The sequence below is a fragment of the Polyangiaceae bacterium genome (assembly GCA_016715885.1).
GTDB lineage: Bacteria > Myxococcota_A > Polyangia > Polyangiales > Polyangiaceae > Polyangium.
The window spans coordinates 1,373,437-1,388,571 of record JADJXL010000020.1 but is presented as its reverse complement, the minus strand read 5'-3'; the positions used below and the strand labels follow the sequence as shown (position 1 = coordinate 1,388,571).

General features: G+C 59.8%; 17 protein-coding genes. 3 read left to right on the top strand and 14 right to left on the bottom strand.

All coding sequences use genetic code 11. The features are described 5' to 3' along the window. The 11 genes from IPM54_31030 to IPM54_30980 all read right to left on the bottom strand — a co-directional run. Positions 1-216, bottom strand: a 216-nt coding sequence (locus tag IPM54_31030; protein ID MBK9264223.1) for a hypothetical protein, incomplete at its 3' end; no start/stop codon positions are given. Between the two features lie 179 nt (positions 217-395). Then, positions 396-887 (bottom strand): efflux RND transporter permease subunit, encoded by a 492-nt coding sequence (locus IPM54_31025; GenBank protein MBK9264222.1) that lies wholly within the window; start codon positions 885-887, stop codon positions 396-398. Further along, on the bottom strand, positions 859-1,377 hold the full coding sequence (locus tag IPM54_31020) for an efflux RND transporter permease subunit (GenBank protein ID MBK9264221.1): 519 nt from the start codon (positions 1,375-1,377) through the stop codon (positions 859-861). The genes IPM54_31025 and IPM54_31020 overlap by 29 nt, the downstream gene beginning before the upstream one ends. Positions 1,378-1,559: 182 nt before the next feature. Next, a complete protein-coding gene (locus IPM54_31015; protein ID MBK9264220.1) occupies positions 1,560-1,712 on the bottom strand; it encodes an efflux RND transporter permease subunit in 153 nt (50 codons plus the stop codon). Between the two features lie 37 nt (positions 1,713-1,749). Next, positions 1,750-1,884, bottom strand: coding sequence for an efflux RND transporter permease subunit (locus IPM54_31010; protein ID MBK9264219.1), 135 nt, complete (start codon positions 1,882-1,884; stop codon positions 1,750-1,752). Further along, positions 1,881-2,321 carry a hypothetical protein gene (locus IPM54_31005; GenBank protein ID MBK9264218.1) on the bottom strand — a complete coding sequence of 147 codons (441 nt, stop codon included), beginning with the start codon at positions 2,319-2,321 and terminating at the stop codon, positions 1,881-1,883. Before IPM54_31005 ends, IPM54_31010 begins: the two co-directional genes overlap by 4 nt. After that, positions 2,318-2,734: an HlyD family efflux transporter periplasmic adaptor subunit gene (locus IPM54_31000; protein MBK9264217.1), complete on the bottom strand. Its 417-nt coding sequence runs from the start codon at positions 2,732-2,734 to the stop codon at positions 2,318-2,320. The genes IPM54_31005 and IPM54_31000 overlap by 4 nt, the downstream gene beginning before the upstream one ends. Before the next feature lie 188 nt (positions 2,735-2,922). Then, entirely contained in the window at positions 2,923-3,732 is an 810-nt protein-coding gene (locus IPM54_30995; protein ID MBK9264216.1) for a TetR/AcrR family transcriptional regulator, read from the bottom strand. A gap of 257 nt (positions 3,733-3,989) precedes the next feature. Beyond that, on the bottom strand, positions 3,990-4,994 hold the full coding sequence (locus IPM54_30990) for a hypothetical protein (protein MBK9264215.1): 1,005 nt from the start codon (positions 4,992-4,994) through the stop codon (positions 3,990-3,992). A gap of 2 nt (positions 4,995-4,996) precedes the next feature. Continuing rightward, positions 4,997-6,046 (bottom strand): hypothetical protein, encoded by a 1,050-nt coding sequence (locus IPM54_30985; protein MBK9264214.1) that lies wholly within the window; start codon positions 6,044-6,046, stop codon positions 4,997-4,999. 28 nt (positions 6,047-6,074) lie between these two features. Continuing rightward, positions 6,075-7,112, bottom strand: coding sequence for a hypothetical protein (locus IPM54_30980; protein MBK9264213.1), 1,038 nt, complete (start codon positions 7,110-7,112; stop codon positions 6,075-6,077). Positions 7,113-8,294: 1,182 nt separating this feature from the next. Here IPM54_30980 and IPM54_30975 point away from each other — a divergent pair. Beyond that, on the top strand, positions 8,295-9,059 hold the full coding sequence (locus tag IPM54_30975) for a hypothetical protein (protein ID MBK9264212.1): 765 nt from the start codon (positions 8,295-8,297) through the stop codon (positions 9,057-9,059). A gap of 133 nt (positions 9,060-9,192) precedes the next feature. Here the strand turns inward: IPM54_30975 and IPM54_30970 are convergent, their stop codons facing one another. Genes IPM54_30970 through IPM54_30960 form a run of 3 tightly spaced genes read right to left on the bottom strand, consistent with a single transcriptional unit; the run spans position 9,193 to position 13,061 of the window. After that, positions 9,193-10,461 carry a hypothetical protein gene (locus tag IPM54_30970; GenBank protein MBK9264211.1) on the bottom strand — a complete coding sequence of 423 codons (1,269 nt, stop codon included), beginning with the start codon at positions 10,459-10,461 and terminating at the stop codon, positions 9,193-9,195. A 23-nt stretch (positions 10,462-10,484) separates the two neighbouring features. Continuing rightward, complete coding sequence (locus IPM54_30965) at positions 10,485-11,498, bottom strand: hypothetical protein (GenBank protein MBK9264210.1); 1,014 nt, start codon at positions 11,496-11,498, stop codon at positions 10,485-10,487. 54 nt (positions 11,499-11,552) lie between these two features. Beyond that, positions 11,553-13,061, bottom strand: coding sequence for a protein kinase (locus tag IPM54_30960; GenBank protein ID MBK9264209.1), 1,509 nt, complete (start codon positions 13,059-13,061; stop codon positions 11,553-11,555). Positions 13,062-13,145: 84 nt separating this feature from the next. On the opposite strand from IPM54_30960, the gene IPM54_30955 reads away from it, so the two are divergent. Further along, positions 13,146-14,096, top strand: a complete 951-nt coding sequence (locus tag IPM54_30955) for a hypothetical protein (GenBank protein MBK9264208.1) — start codon at positions 13,146-13,148, stop codon at positions 14,094-14,096. Positions 14,097-14,135: 39 nt separating this feature from the next. Then, positions 14,136-15,131 (top strand): hypothetical protein, encoded by a 996-nt coding sequence (locus IPM54_30950; GenBank protein MBK9264207.1) that lies wholly within the window; start codon positions 14,136-14,138, stop codon positions 15,129-15,131. The last annotated feature ends 4 nt before the right edge of the window (positions 15,132-15,135 follow it).

Sequence of the window (15,135 nt, the reverse complement as noted above, 5' to 3'; positions counted from 1 at the left end):
GCGCACTTGGTCTTTGATCCGCGACAGCGTCACCGTCCGACCGCCCTTCTTCGACGTCAGAATGCGCCCAGTGAACCTTTGTTCACCTCGCCGTTCGGGTCCCGGCGTCGCGTACACGTCCGGAATCCTTAGTCTCTCCAATAATTTTTTCGGCTTCGTACGACCGACGCGCTGTCTCCTCCAGACGTCGCTGCCGGAAAACTCCACCTCCGCCATGACTCTCTCACCGCGCGATTCGGCGTTCACGAAGTCCGAGCCTATCAGGCCCATCAGCATCCCTGACCCCACGAGCGACGAGCGCCAACAGGCCCACGATCAGCTTGTGTCGCACGACCCACTCCGAGCATCCCCGGTACGCATTGTCCATCGACGAAAACAGCCACCGAAAGGCCGCTTCAGCCACGCGAACGAATCTTGGCGCCATGCGCAATGGTCTTTGAAAAACGCGACGACAACATCGGATCGATCGAACGCGACGAACAGCGACACGAGCACCGCGCCCGACACCGTGAGTCCAAACTGCCTGAAAATTGACCCACGATGCCCGTCATGAACGCGACCGGAACGAACACCGCCACGATCGTCATCGTCGTCGCGAGCACGCTCAGGGCAATCTCTTTCGTCCCGTTCAGCGCTGCCCATTGAGGTTCCCGCGCTCGAGATGCTTGAAGATGTTCTCGCGAACCACGACCGCATCGTCGATCAAGAGACCAATCGCGAGCGACAGGCCGAGCAGCGTCATCATGTTCAGCGTGAAGCCGAGCACGTACATCAAGAAAACGTCGACACCACGCTTCGTCGGCAAAGCGACCGCACTGATGAGCGTCGATCGCAGATCCAGCATGAAGATCGGGATGATCAGGATCGCCATCGCCCCGCCGTACCAAATGGCGATTCGCACCTCGTGCGCGTTTTCATGATGAACGTCGACCGATCCATGATCAGCGACGTCTTCAAATCCTCGGGGAATCCTTTTCTGATCCTCGGCGAGCTTCGCGCGTACTCCGTCGGCAACTTCCACCGTGTTCCGACCGTTTGCTTGATCACCTCGAACGCGACCGCTTCATCCGTGTTCACGCGGATCCGCGTCCGCATTCTCTCGAAACCGTCTTGCACGTCGGCCACATCGCGCAGGCGCACTGATGAGCCGTCTTGCGACATGGCCACCACGATGTCGCGCAGTGCGTCGACTTCGCCGAGCCTCGATGGCTCGAACGCTGATTTCTTTTCCCCGGCTTCGTAACGACCCGCAGGTACTACCTGCTGGCCGCTTTGATCGGCGCCCACGATCTGCGCCGGTTGCACGCGAAGCGCGTCGATCCTCGCGCGATCCAGCAGCACCTTCACTTCGCGTTCGGCGCCGCCGCGAATGTTCACCGCCGCGACCCATCCACTTGTTCGAGCGCTGGACGAATCACATCATCGGCGAAATTGTGGATTTCACTGAGCCCCCGTCGACCTCGCAACGTAAATCAACACCGGTACGGCATCGGTATCGAGGCGAAATGACGGGTCTTTGGATGTCGTTCGGTAGCTTGAACCTCGCCTGTGCGACGCGTTCACGCACTTGCGTCGCCGCTTCCTGAACATCCACGTCGAGCTTGAAAATGACGACCGTCGTCGACACCTTCGCGCGAAAACGAACGCACCTGATCGATCCCGTTCAGCGAAACCACCACGTCTTCGATGGGCTTCGTGACTTGGGTGTCCATCTCCGCCGGGCTCCCGCGCCGGGGAGGATCGTCACGCTCACGACCGGAAATGCAACGTTCGGAAAGAGATCGGTCCCGAGTTTCTGTAGCCGACGATGCCCAGCACCAGCAGCGCAACGGCCACCATCACCGTGAACACGGGCCGCTTGATCGCAATTGCTGAAATGTTCATGCCAATTCCTCGAACGCAAAATCAATCGTCAGGGCAAACTTCACTTTGCCGCGGGAGCAAGGTCGATCGCGTCGCCTTCGTTTCGTTTCGCTTCGCGGACGAGCGACCACGCGATCGGATGCATCGAGCCCCTTGCGCACGTAAATCGTTCCACTCGCGCCGTTCGCGAAAGACACCCGCACGAGGTGCGCTTTGCCGTCTTTCACGACCACCACTTCATCCTGCGATCCTGGACGAATCGCCGATCCGGGCAGCTCCAAAGCGTCCACCGGCGCTTCTGCAACCACCTGCGCTCGCACGAACGAGCCTGCCAAAAGCCCTGAATCCGTACCGTTCGGGATCTCGGCCACGAGCGGCACGCGACGCGTTTGCGGATAGAGCGATCCAAGCACCGCCGTCACCTTTCCCGTCGCGTTTGCCGCACCTTCGATGGTCACCGTCGAGCCAACGACGACGACACGTCATCGCTCTCCGAAAGCGACGCTGATAGTTTGAGCACCGACGTGTCCTCGATGTGAAAGAGCGGTTCACCCGGCCCAACGATCCGGCCGATGCCTGGGGGAACGCGCGTCACGAGCCCTGCGAAAGGCGCGGTCAACGTCGCGTTCGACAGCGTCACCGACACGGCCTTCGCTTGCGCGCGCGCTTGTTCGAGCTGCGCTGCGGCGAGCAAGGCGCGTTGCGTCGACGTCGTCTTTTCCGCTTCGGCAATGGCGTTTTGTTGAAACAACGTGTCGGTGCGCTTTTGCCCGTCTTTGGCCATGTCGAGCGAGATCTCGGCGACCTTCACGCCCGTTTGCGCCACGCGTGCTTGCGCTGCTGCTTCCGCTGCGTCGATGATGCCGAGCACTTGCCCCCGTCTTGACCGTATCGCCGCTCTTCACTTTGATCGCCAGGAGCCGCCTGCCCATCTTGAAGCCCACATCGGCTTGCTGAATCGGCTCGAGTGTGCCGGTGATGTCCACGCGCGGCTGCCACTTCGTCGGCATTGGCGAGATGATCTCGACGCCCGTCGCCGTCACCGTGGGTGCCTTTGCATCAGCTCCAGCGGCGGCCTGTGTGGTTTGTCTCGACGCTTCGAGCTCTTTGTTTTGCGCGACTTTCGCCTTCACGCGAGCGCCGACGAGCCCTGTGATGGCGATGGCCATGAGAATTGCGAACACAGCCCACCCGTTGAACTTGCGAGGCGATGCAGTCGTATTTGTCGCCGTATTTATTGGATTTTGCCTCTGCTTGCGGCGAGCGTGGAGCTTTGGCCGCGGCATGCATTTTGACCTTCTGGTCAAGAACCGTGCTCACGCCGGGCGGGAACAGGCCCCGCGTGAGGAGATCTTGGGCTTGCCGTGCCCAGCCTTCGATGTCGGGTCGTCGCGGTTGCTTGATGAGCTCGCGGACGAGACGTTCGTACGTGCCTGAAATGAGTCGCGCGACGATCGTCGGATCGATGTCGCTGCGGTAGATACCCATCGCGACGCCGTGCGCGATCCAAACTTCGCTTTGCTGCACGATGCCTGCGGCGAATTCGTCGATGAGGTACGCGTAGGGTGAGCCGCCGCCACCATCGAGGATCATTTTCATGATCCCACGGTTTTGCCAGCAGAACTCGAACAGCTCGACGCTCTCTTGCAGCCTGCTTTCGAGCATGTTGGGCACGTCGCTCGGGCCCGTGACGGTCTCCCGAGCCGGATGTCGAGCGGCGGTGGCGAGCCTTGCGAGGACACCTTCGACGATCTGGCGAAAGCAGTCGTTTTTGCTCTTGAAGTGGAGATAAAACGCGCCCTTCGACACGCCTGCGCGCGACGTGATTTCCTCGACCTTGGCCGCAGCAAGGCCGCGGTCCGCGAACACCGCTTCAGCGGCGCGGAGCAGGAGGATGCGAGTGCGTGGATCGGCGACGCGAGGCATTATTGACCGGCGGGTCACTATGGGGAGACCGAGCGGCCTGGTCAAGGGGCGAGTGGAGCTTGGGCGGAGTGGCTCGCCGCCGAGCCCCAATGCGTCAAGCTAAACGCGCCGCACCCCCGGCCCGGGTTACGGCGTGAGGTGTGACGAGTCAACCACGGCCAAGCCGGCGGATGATGGCGATATCGGTAGGCAATCGTCGACTACGGGCAAGCAACGGGACCGCAGGAATTGTTCGGCACGATATTGGGTTTTGCGCTCCCGCTGCAGATAGCGGTGCACGCATTGTCTCCGCATTTCAACGTCGCCGAGTCGCAAGCCGTGGAAGATCCGGAACATTCGAGCGTGCAAGGTGCATTCGAGCTGCAGATGATTTCGGTATTCCCTTTGCAAGCGTCCTTGTCCGTACATTTCACGTTGCACGCATGGTCTGCGGGACATTGGATGGTCGTGTTGCCGCTGCAACTTGTTTTCCCGGAGCATTCCACATAACAGTCGAAACCTACAGGGCACACGATCGTCGAGTCTTTGCACGAGTTGGGACCATTGTTGGCATCGCATAGGCGCAAGCACGACCCATCCGTGGGGCCTTTCGTCCATTTATTTGGACAACTGCCGCCGGGCGGAGGTTTGGACACGCCACAAGCGCACTGCTGCTGATCGCTGCAAAACTCGCCGGCAGTCGCGCAATCGTCGCTGCCCACTCCCAGGGGTATGCAAGTGCCCATCGCATTTGGCTGATCGCAGCGGTGGCATTCTGCGCATGTGGTTTCGCAACAAACGCTGTCTTCGCAAACGTTGCTCATGCAATCGGCCGCGGTTTCGCATGGCGTACCATTGGCACCAAGTCCACCGCTGCTCGATGAAGAGCTGGAGCTCGTGGCGCCTCCCATACCACCAGCGCCACTTCCAGCGCTACCCATACCACCAGCGCCGCTTCCAGCGCCTCCCATACCACCAGCGCCTCCCATACCACCAGCGCTACCTATTCCACCAGCGCCAATCGGACCACCAGCGCCACCCATTCCCCCTCCAGCCCCCGAGCCAGTCGATGACGTGTTTGATTCTCCGCCGACGCCGCTCGATGCAACGTCCCAATCATTCGCAAGCGGCTCGAACTGGGCGTCTTGTACCGGACAACCCATGAGGCTCGTGGAAAGTCCGACACCGAGACCGAAGAGCGTAATGCCCAACTGGCGATGGGTCATGATCAAAACCTCCCCGAAAAGATGACTCCGCCATGCGCGGGGGAAAACGTTGGTTGCACGATGAGGCCCGTTTTCGGCGTCTGCTTGGCCGTGTGCCAGCGGATCATTCCCACCGCCGCCGTGCCGAGCGCCATGGCTCCGAGTGACGTCATGCCCAAAAACAGGCCGAAACTTCGATTCTTCCGGTCGTTGTCCGCCTCGGGATGGTAATACGAATTGCGCGGGCAAAGCAGGTCTTCGCCGCATTGCTCGACGAGCTTCCGTTCGGCATCGACGCTATCGAGTTTGAAGCCAACGCCGGCACCGATCGCGGCGAGCCCGAGCCCGCCGACGACCGTTTGCCAAACGGGAAAACCTCGTTTCTCCACAGGTTTCGGCGCATTCGGTTCCTGATCCCACGAGGGCAGCGTCGATGGGGACGAACTTTCCGCCGTCTCGATGGGCGCCGAAGCATTCGATTGCGAATCGCGTGCGGGAAGATTCAACAATTCCCGAATGGGCATTTCGTGGACTGCACCGGCATCGATGTCGATGGTGCTGCCGCTGCGCCGAACACCTTTGGCAAATGCGACGACTTGGTGGATGCCGGGATCGACGTATCGAGGCTGCTCGAGTTGTGTCGATTCGATGGCGATCCCGTCGATCTCGACGCGCAAATCATAACCGCTCGCGAGCGATTGAGGTCCCGTGAATTTGATCTGTCCAAGCTTCGGGCGCAGCGCATCGGCTCGTGCCGAGGCCTTTTGACTCCGTTCCGCCTGTCCTTGCTCTCGCGCTGCCTTCTCGACGAGCACGTACATCATGTAGGCATTGCCGAGTTTCCCATGCTCTTCATGACATTCGGCGAGCGTGAACTTTGCGCCCAATCCGTCCGGCAGCATTTGCGTTACGCGCTCGATCATGGGACAAGCTTTTTCGTAATCGCCGGCGTCCATTGCGGAAAGCGCTTCATCGTAAAGTACGTTCGGATCGGGCGGCTGCACTGCTTCGTCGGCAAGAGCCCACGACGGCAGAGTGAATAGCGACAAACCAATCATGAACTGCGTGCGCATGCTCGAATTCACCTCTCTCGGAACGCGGTCAAAAAATGCTTTCGCGGTGTCGTTTCGTTTGGGCGGGCCTGCCGCTGGTCGCGGATGGTTTTGTCGTCGCTGGCGGCGCTGTCGGCTGCGCAGCGATCGGCTTTGCGGTCTCCCGTATCGAGGTTTTTGGTGGCGTCGTTTTCGGCGGCGTTATGGCCGTCGGCGTCGTTATGGGTTGCGCTGGCAGAGCCGTTTCCGGCACCGATGCTTCCGGCTTTTTGGATTCCGCTTCGCTGGGCAACCAATTCGCCGGCACGCTCGCGTCCGGCACATTCGCCTCCGTAGCGGCAACAGCAGAGGCTGCGGCACGAGGCGCCATTTCGAACGCCATTGGCGCTGACGAATTCGCAGCGAAGGTTTCCGGCGAATCCACCATGGCCATGCCCGTGCGATCGGGCATGGGTCGACTCTCCGCGGGACCCAGGCCGAAGTACACGACGCTTCCCACGCCGGTCGCAATGCCGGCGAGCACCAAGAAGTGCGCTGCCCCAAACATCCGCTCATTGCGCTGCGTATTGCGCAATGCGGCGGATGATCGAGGCGATTCATGCAACAATGGCATCGACGCTTGTGATGGCCTTGGCGGCGGCGGCGTCGGCAGTGGCAATGGAGGCGGCAATGGTAGAGGCACGGAAGCGCGCCGACGGGTCATGGCGCACGCCTCGTTCACAACGGCCACGTCCTCGTTGACCGTTCCGGATGCGTCCACGTGAATGACGCGTTGTCGCGTGATGGGTTCCAGTTCGGAATCCTCGGCCAAGTCCATGATTAAAAAGAGGCTCCGCGTGTCGTCATCGAGGCCCGCATCGGAGAGAAATGCAACGTTTCCGGCATCCAAGAGAGGCTCGTCGCTTTTGAACCGTATGCGAATACCCGTGCCCGCAAGGGCTTCAGCTTGCACCACTCTGAGGATTCGGTGCGCATTCGTCATCATGTCCAAGGCTTCGTACATTGCGCCGGCGCGGTCGTTTTCAATGACGCGTAGAATGCGATAACGACCGTGGAACAAATCCTTGACGAATGCGGGCACAATCATTTCGAAGCATACGCATCACCCTTCGGTCGACATCGATGCGGACACATGGGTCATCGTGTCTCGATGCTGGGGGGACTCCAATGCCGAGGACGGCATGCCAATCCCCTTGTCATGAATTCCATGTAATTGCGAATTGCGCTTGGTGGGCAATCGGCATACCAGGGACAGTTATCGGAATGCCAACGTCATCCACGGAACGGTCTGTGCGCGACGCCAGCTTGTGAGCGATTTGCGCGCTGTGGGCTCCGTGAAGTGAGCACCCACGACACACGGGTACGGCGCGTATTTCGCGGAGTGAGCAAGCATTGCTCGAACGCATCGAGGCAACGACCGAGACATGACGACGGCATGGCGAAGAGACGCGCGGCGGAGCCTTGGCATACGAGCAAGGCGCGAGCGTTCATGGGCGAGCGCCCATGTCGGATCGAAATCCCACCGAGCGATGGCTCATTTACATCTCGGTCATTCGAGAAATTTCTTTGCAAAGAGTCATTGACGTCCATGTCAATCGGCCGTTTCGTCGAGGTTTGCCACCTGACGTGTCCGCCAAGGGAGGATCTGCTGTCGGGAAGGCGACCTTGCGTCCACGTCAACCGGGGATCCTGGTTGGCAAGGGGCATCTTCCGTCTCCGGAAGGTGGGGATCCCGGACGCGTTTCGCCGTCTTGCGTCTCGGTAAGGTCGGGTTTCTCGTGGGCGAGGGCGACTTGCGCCGGCGTGAGGTGGCGATCCTGGTCGGGAAGTCGAGCCAGCGATTCGGGAAGGTGCGGTTTTCGCGTGCGCGTGCGCGTTGACGACCTCCGACAAACCTCTGGAGTTCGCGACGCGGTGGCTGTATCCTCGCGTTTGTCATGGCGACGAGCTACCTCTTCACGCACAAGCAAGAGCAGGAACGAATGGCGCGTTTTGCACCTGGAAAACACCTCTTGACCGACATCCGGTGGCGTGACACCGACTCGCGTAATCGCGTGGTTCAAGAATTCGCGAGCGCCGCGGAGGCGGCGGCACACGTCGAGTGTTTCGTCGCGCTTCGTAAACGTGCCGGATACCGCGTACGTGAGGTGGAGCAAGCTTCCGACACCATCGTTCTTCCTCCTGAGCTGACTGGCCGTCCACTCCCGCAGGTGGCTTTCCAAAGACCGATCGGTCGCCGGGTCGATTCGTACTCGTCGTGGATCGCCGCATGTCGAGCGAGACGCTTGCGAAAAGCGTCGATCGTATGCAAGAAGAAAAGCCTCCGATGGTGGTCGCCGATATTTCATCGCGGACACCACCGACCGAGCGCTTGAGTCGAGCGTTCATTGGCAAATCCCTGCCCACTGTCCGCAGCTTGGTCCTCACCAACATCATGCCCGTGGACCCTGCGTTTCAACAAGGGGACATCAGCACCATTTTCGTAGCGATGCCGAATCTACAACGTGCAATGGTGAACGGAGATTTCGAGCTTCGGCCATTCGAGCACTCGGCATTGAACGAATTGCAGATGCTGGGCGAGCCGCTACGCACCTCACAGGTGGAAACGCTTGGAGAGTGCTCGTTGCCGGGCCTCCAAAAGCTCGCAATCATGCTTCGCGAGGAGATGCCCAGCGAATGTCATGACAAAACGTGTGCCATTGCATTGTCGACGCTCGATGCCCCGCGCCTCGAATGGGCACGCGTTCGGGGCCTCGATGACATTACGGTATTCCTCGACGAGCTTTCGAGCCGAGGGTTGCCGCCGTCTTTGCATACGTTGTGGCTCGAAGGGGAAATCAGCGACGAAGATGCATTGCTCGACGTGCTCGAGCGGCATGCCGACGTGCTCCGCCCGCTCCGCAGCCTTTCGCTTCCGCTTTTGGACGAGGTGTCATCGTGTGCAGCGGAACGCGCAAAAGAGATTCTTCCGTGTTACGAGGATCGAAGCAACGAGTTGTATATATTTCCGAATACGATAACCGAAGCGTGGTGAATGCGTGGTGCTCGGTCAGGAGATCACGCCACCTTCTCGAATGCTCAATCCATCGTGCGACGTCATTCTTCACGGTGCGCGTGACATGTTGCAAAAAAGCCGCCAAGTAATCACGCTGCATCGACTTACCGCATCACGGCTGGCATTTGTTTTGGCCATTCTTGCAATTGCCGCTCGCGCATTGGCTGTCCGACGTGCACGATTGCCCATTGGCAAGCTTGCATAGACCGGCCCCATTGCATACGTTCGCGCCAGCGCACGTCATCGTGGCATTGCCGTCGATCGATCCGAGAGGGATATTGGCACATGTGCCGAGCTTTCCTGCGACGCCGCACGACTTGCACGTGTCATCACACGCCGTGTCGCAGCAAAAACCATCCATGCAAATGCCCGTGACGCACTCGTCGCCCCCGGCGCACGGTTTGCCATTCGATTTCTTGCATGCGCCGAACCCATCGCAAACATCATTGTCGCCGAGTATGCATGGCGCGAGGAGCGGCGCGAGCGGATTCGATGGCGTGCCATCGGAGTTGCACTTGTCTTGCGTGCACTCGTTGCCATCGACCGGAACGTCGTTCTCGTCGACCTTGGTCAGGACGTTCCCGTCGCCGTCGCAGACATCGACTTTGCAATCCCCGACGATTTGATCGCTTGCTGGAAGTGGCGTGTCGACTTCGAGGTATTCGATACCGCATACGCCCGCGTTACACGAACGCTGTTTGCAGAAGCTATACGTATTGTCGCAATCGGCAATTTTCATGCAGCCGCATTGACCTGAAGCGTTGCATTTTTGATTGAGGCCGCACGGGGTATTCACGTCGACGTTCGTCATCAGCGGGGCACCGTTCGAACAGGTGTCGATGGTGCATTGGTTGCCGTCGTCGGGCATGTCGGTATCGTCAATGACGGTTTTCTGGCCCCCCATCCCGTCGCAAATGACTTTTTTGCAGTCCCCGGGCTGCTGGAGCGTGGGGCTCGCGAGCGTGTCCGCGGGGACGTTCGTCATCTTTGGAGCGCCGTTTTCACATGTGTCGATTGTGCATGGATTGGCATCGTCGGGCACGTCGGTATCGTCATGGATGGCTTTCGTGCCGCCCAAACCGTCGCAAACGATGATTTTACAATCCCCCACTTTCTGCACGGTGGTATCCGCAGGCGTCCCATTGAGCGCATTTCGGGTTCCACATGTTCCGTCGATACACGCAGGCACCGTGCAAACTTGCCCCGTTGCAGGGCAATCGGCATCCGTCGCGCATTGAATGCCGCTGCCGCCCATGCCGCCCATTCCACCCGTGTCTCCACCTCCAGCGCCGCCGGATGACGAGCTGCTCTCCGTGAGCGTATAGGGCGCATTCGCATCGGTGATTTCGGCGCATCCGCCCGCGCCAACCAAAAGACCCACGACAAATAGACATTTTGCACGCATCAAAATTGCCCCCCTATACCGACGAACCCGCCTCCCGGCACGCCCCCGGCGCGCACGGTCAGGGCCATCGGCTTTTCTTTGGCCGGCGAAGGTGCCGTCACGACGAGCACCACGCCCGCAGCCGCCAAAATTCCCCCAGCAATGAGACCACCCGTGCTCAGGGGCGCATAAAGGCGCCTCCTGTTTTCAGCATCGATTCCGGCCTGGGCATTGCACGTTCCCGTCGTCGTATCGCAATGCTCATCGACCGTTTGCTTTTCAACGAGAGCAAGCGCTCCCATGACACCGCCGAATACGAGACCAGCGCCGCCCACGCCAAGCGTAATGAAACCTGCCAGTCGCCTCGGGTTTGCAGCCGGTTTTTTGGGTTGCGGCGGCAGTATTGGGGACGGCGCTTGGGTCGAAGTATCCTCAACGAGAGGTTTTACAAGCGATACGTCTGCGTCGATATCGAATGTCGCCGCATGCCCCATCTCCAATGTGACGGTGCGTTTGATAGGCTCCGTTCCTTTCTGCTCGACGGTGATTTCGTGCGTCCCTGGGTCGAATGGCAACGGCAAGTTCAAGGTTCGAGGCGTCAGCCGCACATTGTTGACGCGTATCGTTACGCCTGCGGGGAGCTCGCCCTGCCGTACGACTTTTAATGTGGGCAGCTCCGGCTCGAGCTCTCGAACACGCGTTTCGGCCACATTGGCTCGACCGGCGTGTTTTTTCTTTTCCAATTCGCTCATGTTCGCATAGGCACGTAAATATTCGCTGTACCGGACGCTCGCGGTGGCCACTTTGCCTTCTCGGTCCCGGCAATTGGCCAATGTAAAGAGCGTCCCGGACTTTGCTTCGAGGCGGTAGCTTTCTTCGAGAAGTGGACAGGCCTCCGAAAATTGCCCCACCGCCATTTTCGACACGGCCTGTTGAAACAAGGTCGACGCAACGACCGTCTGCTGCGCGCCCGCTGCAGTCGACCACATAGCAATGAGCCCTTGAAGTGCGAGAGCGAAAAGCCATCGGTTCATGTCACACCACCTACGCGTGCGTTCGGTTCCCTTCGCACATGAGGGAAAATGCATTCAATCATTGTTCCAGATCACGCCATCGGATGGCTGTTTTACAGGTATGCTTGGACGTACTGTTTTTTTCTTCGTCGGCGCTGGATCCGCAGGCGCCGCAGACGACGTTGTGGACGCCGCTGGTGTCTTTATGGTCGATTCCGGCTCGATGGGCGCGGCCGAGGCCGATGCGGCCGGCGCTGATGCAATGGTCGGTGTCGGCTCGGCTGACGGCGCAATCCTTTCGGCCGCGGCATTGGCGCTCGATGCGTCGACGCCCATGGTCGACGCGTCCGAGGGGTCACGCGGGGACCGCGCGGGAAGCAGCACATTGACGAGCGAACCCGCCATGAACGTTGCCAGGACACAAGCGGCAGCGAGGAGCGGTTGTTTCCGAATCTTTTGCGATATTGCGTCGAGGACATCGCCAGCAGAAGTGCCCGCGCCATGCAGCGTCATCGAAATGGGCCCATCCGACGCGGCGGAGGCACTCTCCGAAGGCGGTTGAGGTGCGGATTCCATGGCTGCCGGCGGAATCGATCGTCGCTCCATCAATGTCGGCGGAATCGATCGTCGCTCCATCGACGGCGGCGGAATCGATCGTTGCTCCAGAATGGCCTTGCCTCGTGAGGATTCGTGTGGCAACGGCACGCCGAGCACTTCGGCAAGTTCGGCGACTGCGGCAAGGGCCGATGGAAACCGCTCGGTTGGTTCTTCGGCGGTTGCTCGGAAAAACCATGCGTCGAAGGCTTCGGGCAACTCGACACCTAGCCGCGCAGCTCGAGCTTTCGGGCTTTCCGCGGGCCCTTTTGCTGCATGCAAGGCGAATGCGATGGGTGAGCGAGCTTTTTTGGACTCGAGGGTCCAATAGGGTTTGCCCGCGAGCATCGTGTACGCAATGAGTCCAAGTGCATAGATATCGGTTGCTGGCGATACCGTACTGCCCATCGAGAACTGCTCGGGCGCCATGTACATGGGCGTTCCGAGCGATTGCGTGACTTGCGTCTGGATCGTGCCATCCGCGACGATTTTGGCGATGCCGAAGTCGAGCACTTTGATGCGGGGCGGCCCATGTTCGCGCTCGCAGAGGAACAAGTTGTCCGGCTTGAGATCGCGATGCACGATGTTCGCTTGGTGCGTCTTTTCCAGCGCCAGCGAGGTTTCATAGAGGAAACGGAGGGCATCTTCGGCAGGCAGCGGTCCGTCGCGACGAACGCGTTTGCGCACGTCTTCGCCCCGAAGCAGTTCCATCACGAGAAAGGGCATGCCCGTCGTGGTATCGATGCCCGCGTCGAAGACGTCGACGATGTACTCGCTTTCGATTTCGGCTGCGACGCGAGCTTCTTGGCGGAAGCGACTTCGTAACGAATCGTTCTCCAAAAACTTGTTGTGCAGCACTTTCAGCGCGCGGCGCCGGTTCGTCTCGAGGTGCACCACTTCATAGACCGCTCCCATGCCACCCGCTGCAAGGCGCCGTTCGATGCGGTATCGCTCCGCAAATACATCTCCCGCAGTCAACTCGGACGTCAATGGTTCCTCCCCCCGGACGAACATTCCACCACGCGATCGCGCCGCTGTTTTCGACAGGCAAAGCCACGATGCTGCACGTTAGTTGTGACCAGGCGTTACCGCGTGCGTCAAGGCGCAGATCGGAGCACGAACGTGCTCGATACGATTGCAGTGCACAATGGACGCATGTCGATTCGCTGTTGCGTTCGGGACTGTTCCAAGGTTACCCTCGAACCGATGCGTGCTGCTTTGCTGCTCGTTCTGTTGACGGTCGCTGCTTGTGGAGGTGGTTCGGCGCGAGTCGACAAGCATTCGTCATCTTCGGCGACGCGTGCCGTGACGAACGCTGCGCCTGCTCCATCGAGCGTGCGCTCGACGCCTACGGAAAACCCGCCCAACGTGGACGTCGCGGTTGCCACAGGCGTGCTCGGTCATCGCGTGATGCGGGGGCAGCACGGGAAATGCGTATTGGTCGATTCGAACGGCGCGCCGGTCTTGCCATTGGATAGAATCGACGGAGCAGCTTTCGACCCCACGGGCAAACTTCTTTATGCCTGGAGCGATTCGTCAGGCGCCCTTTACGACGTTGCTGCGGCAAAAAAGCTTGCCGAACGTGAAACGGGGCCCATCGAAGGAGCGGTTTTTTCTCGGAAAGGGAATCGCATCATTGAAATGGGGCAGGGGATACGCTTCGTGTCCGTTCCAGCGCTCGTGGATACCAATCAGATCATGGGCGGACATTCCGAAGTGCATCAAGCGACGGGTCGAGGTTTCACGGTTCGGCGTGAACCGTTACCGACGGGAATCGTTGCATACGAGACGCGCTTGCTTTTCATCGACCTCGAGGCCGAGAAAACCATTGGCGCCGTGAAGGTGCACGTCACCACGACCGGCGATGAACATCCAATCGATGTGAGATTTTCGAGCGACGGCAAAAGCGTTACCATTTGGAATGGTGATGAGCGCGAAGCCGTAGCCATCGACGTCGCGACGGGCACTCGCGTCCCCATGCCGAAGGACTTCAAGCCGCCCGAGCGACGAGGCGATGTGAAATAGGTATGGTCAAGCTCCGCGATATCGGCGTATCCTCGGTGCATGCGTGCTTCGATCTTTTTCGGGCTTGGAATTCTCGTTTCTGCTTGCGGGGGAGGGGACGGCGTATCGATTGACGGCACCACGGGCTCGTCGTCCACGGCTTCGACGTCCAGCAGTTCGAGCGGCGGTGGCGGCGACGGAGGATCGGGCGGTGGCGGCACTGGAGGAGGCACGTCGTCGCATTGCATGGGCAAGAGCCCCATGGCGGCGGGCAATACCGATGTCAGCATCATGTCGAGCGGCGAGACGCGCGAGTTCCGCGTGCACGTGCCACCTGGATACGACGCGACGAAGCCTGTCGCTTTGGTGATTGCTCTGCACGGATACACGCAAAATATCGATGATTTCATGTTCATTACGCATTATGCAGAGGTCGTGGACAAACGCGGCATGATCGTCGTGTTTCCGAAGGGCAAGGCGCCTGTGGGCGTGCCCGGCTGGAATGCAGGCTCGTGTTGCGGTTCGGCGCAGTCACAAAATACGCCGGACGTTCAGTTCATGCGCGATATGGTCGCGCGCATCGAAGAGGACTATTGCATCGATCCGAAACGCATTTTTGCGAGCGGCTTTTCCAATGGCGGCATGCTCTCTCATCGCCTCGCATGCGAATTTTCCGAACGTATTGCAGCCATTGGCGCGGTATCGGGCACCATGGCGATCGATCCGTGCATTCCCAAGCGTCCCGTGCCGGTGCTTCACATCCACGGCACGAGCGACATCGTCGTGCCATACAACAATTCAATTGCGGCGCAAACGGTACCTCAGACCATCGACGGCTGGGTCGCGCGCAACTTCTGCCAACCCGAAAAGTCCGTCGTGTATTCGAAGGGTTCGGCCAAGTGCGAGCTTTACGCGCAGTGCAATGCCGATGTCGAGCTCTGCACCATCGATGGAGGCAGTCACGAATGGCCCGCCGGAGGCAGTGCGATGGGCGTGGGAGATCTGGTCGCCAGCGAATATATTCTCGATTTCTTCGAAGCTCATCCCATGCCTTGAAGAA

Excerpts from the sequence above, each read along its gene's own strand:
- IPM54_30980 (MBK9264213.1), bottom strand. The coding sequence starts at position 7,112 with ATGATTGTGCCCGCATTCGTCAAGGATTTGTTCCACGGTCGTTATCGC.
- IPM54_31010 (MBK9264219.1), bottom strand. The coding sequence starts at position 1,884 with ATGAACATTTCAGCAATTGCGATCAAGCGGCCCGTGTTCACGGTGATG.
- IPM54_31015 (MBK9264220.1), bottom strand. The coding sequence starts at position 1,712 with ATGGACACCCAAGTCACGAAGCCCATCGAAGACGTGGTGGTTTCGCTG.
- IPM54_30975 (MBK9264212.1), top strand. The coding sequence starts at position 8,295 with ATGTCGAGCGAGACGCTTGCGAAAAGCGTCGATCGTATGCAAGAAGAA.
- IPM54_30965 (MBK9264210.1), bottom strand. The coding sequence starts at position 11,498 with ATGAACCGATGGCTTTTCGCTCTCGCACTTCAAGGGCTCATTGCTATG.
- IPM54_30985 (MBK9264214.1), bottom strand. The coding sequence starts at position 6,046 with ATGCGCACGCAGTTCATGATTGGTTTGTCGCTATTCACTCTGCCGTCG.
- IPM54_30990 (MBK9264215.1), bottom strand. The coding sequence starts at position 4,994 with ATGACCCATCGCCAGTTGGGCATTACGCTCTTCGGTCTCGGTGTCGGA.
- IPM54_30950 (MBK9264207.1), top strand. The coding sequence starts at position 14,136 with ATGCGTGCTTCGATCTTTTTCGGGCTTGGAATTCTCGTTTCTGCTTGC.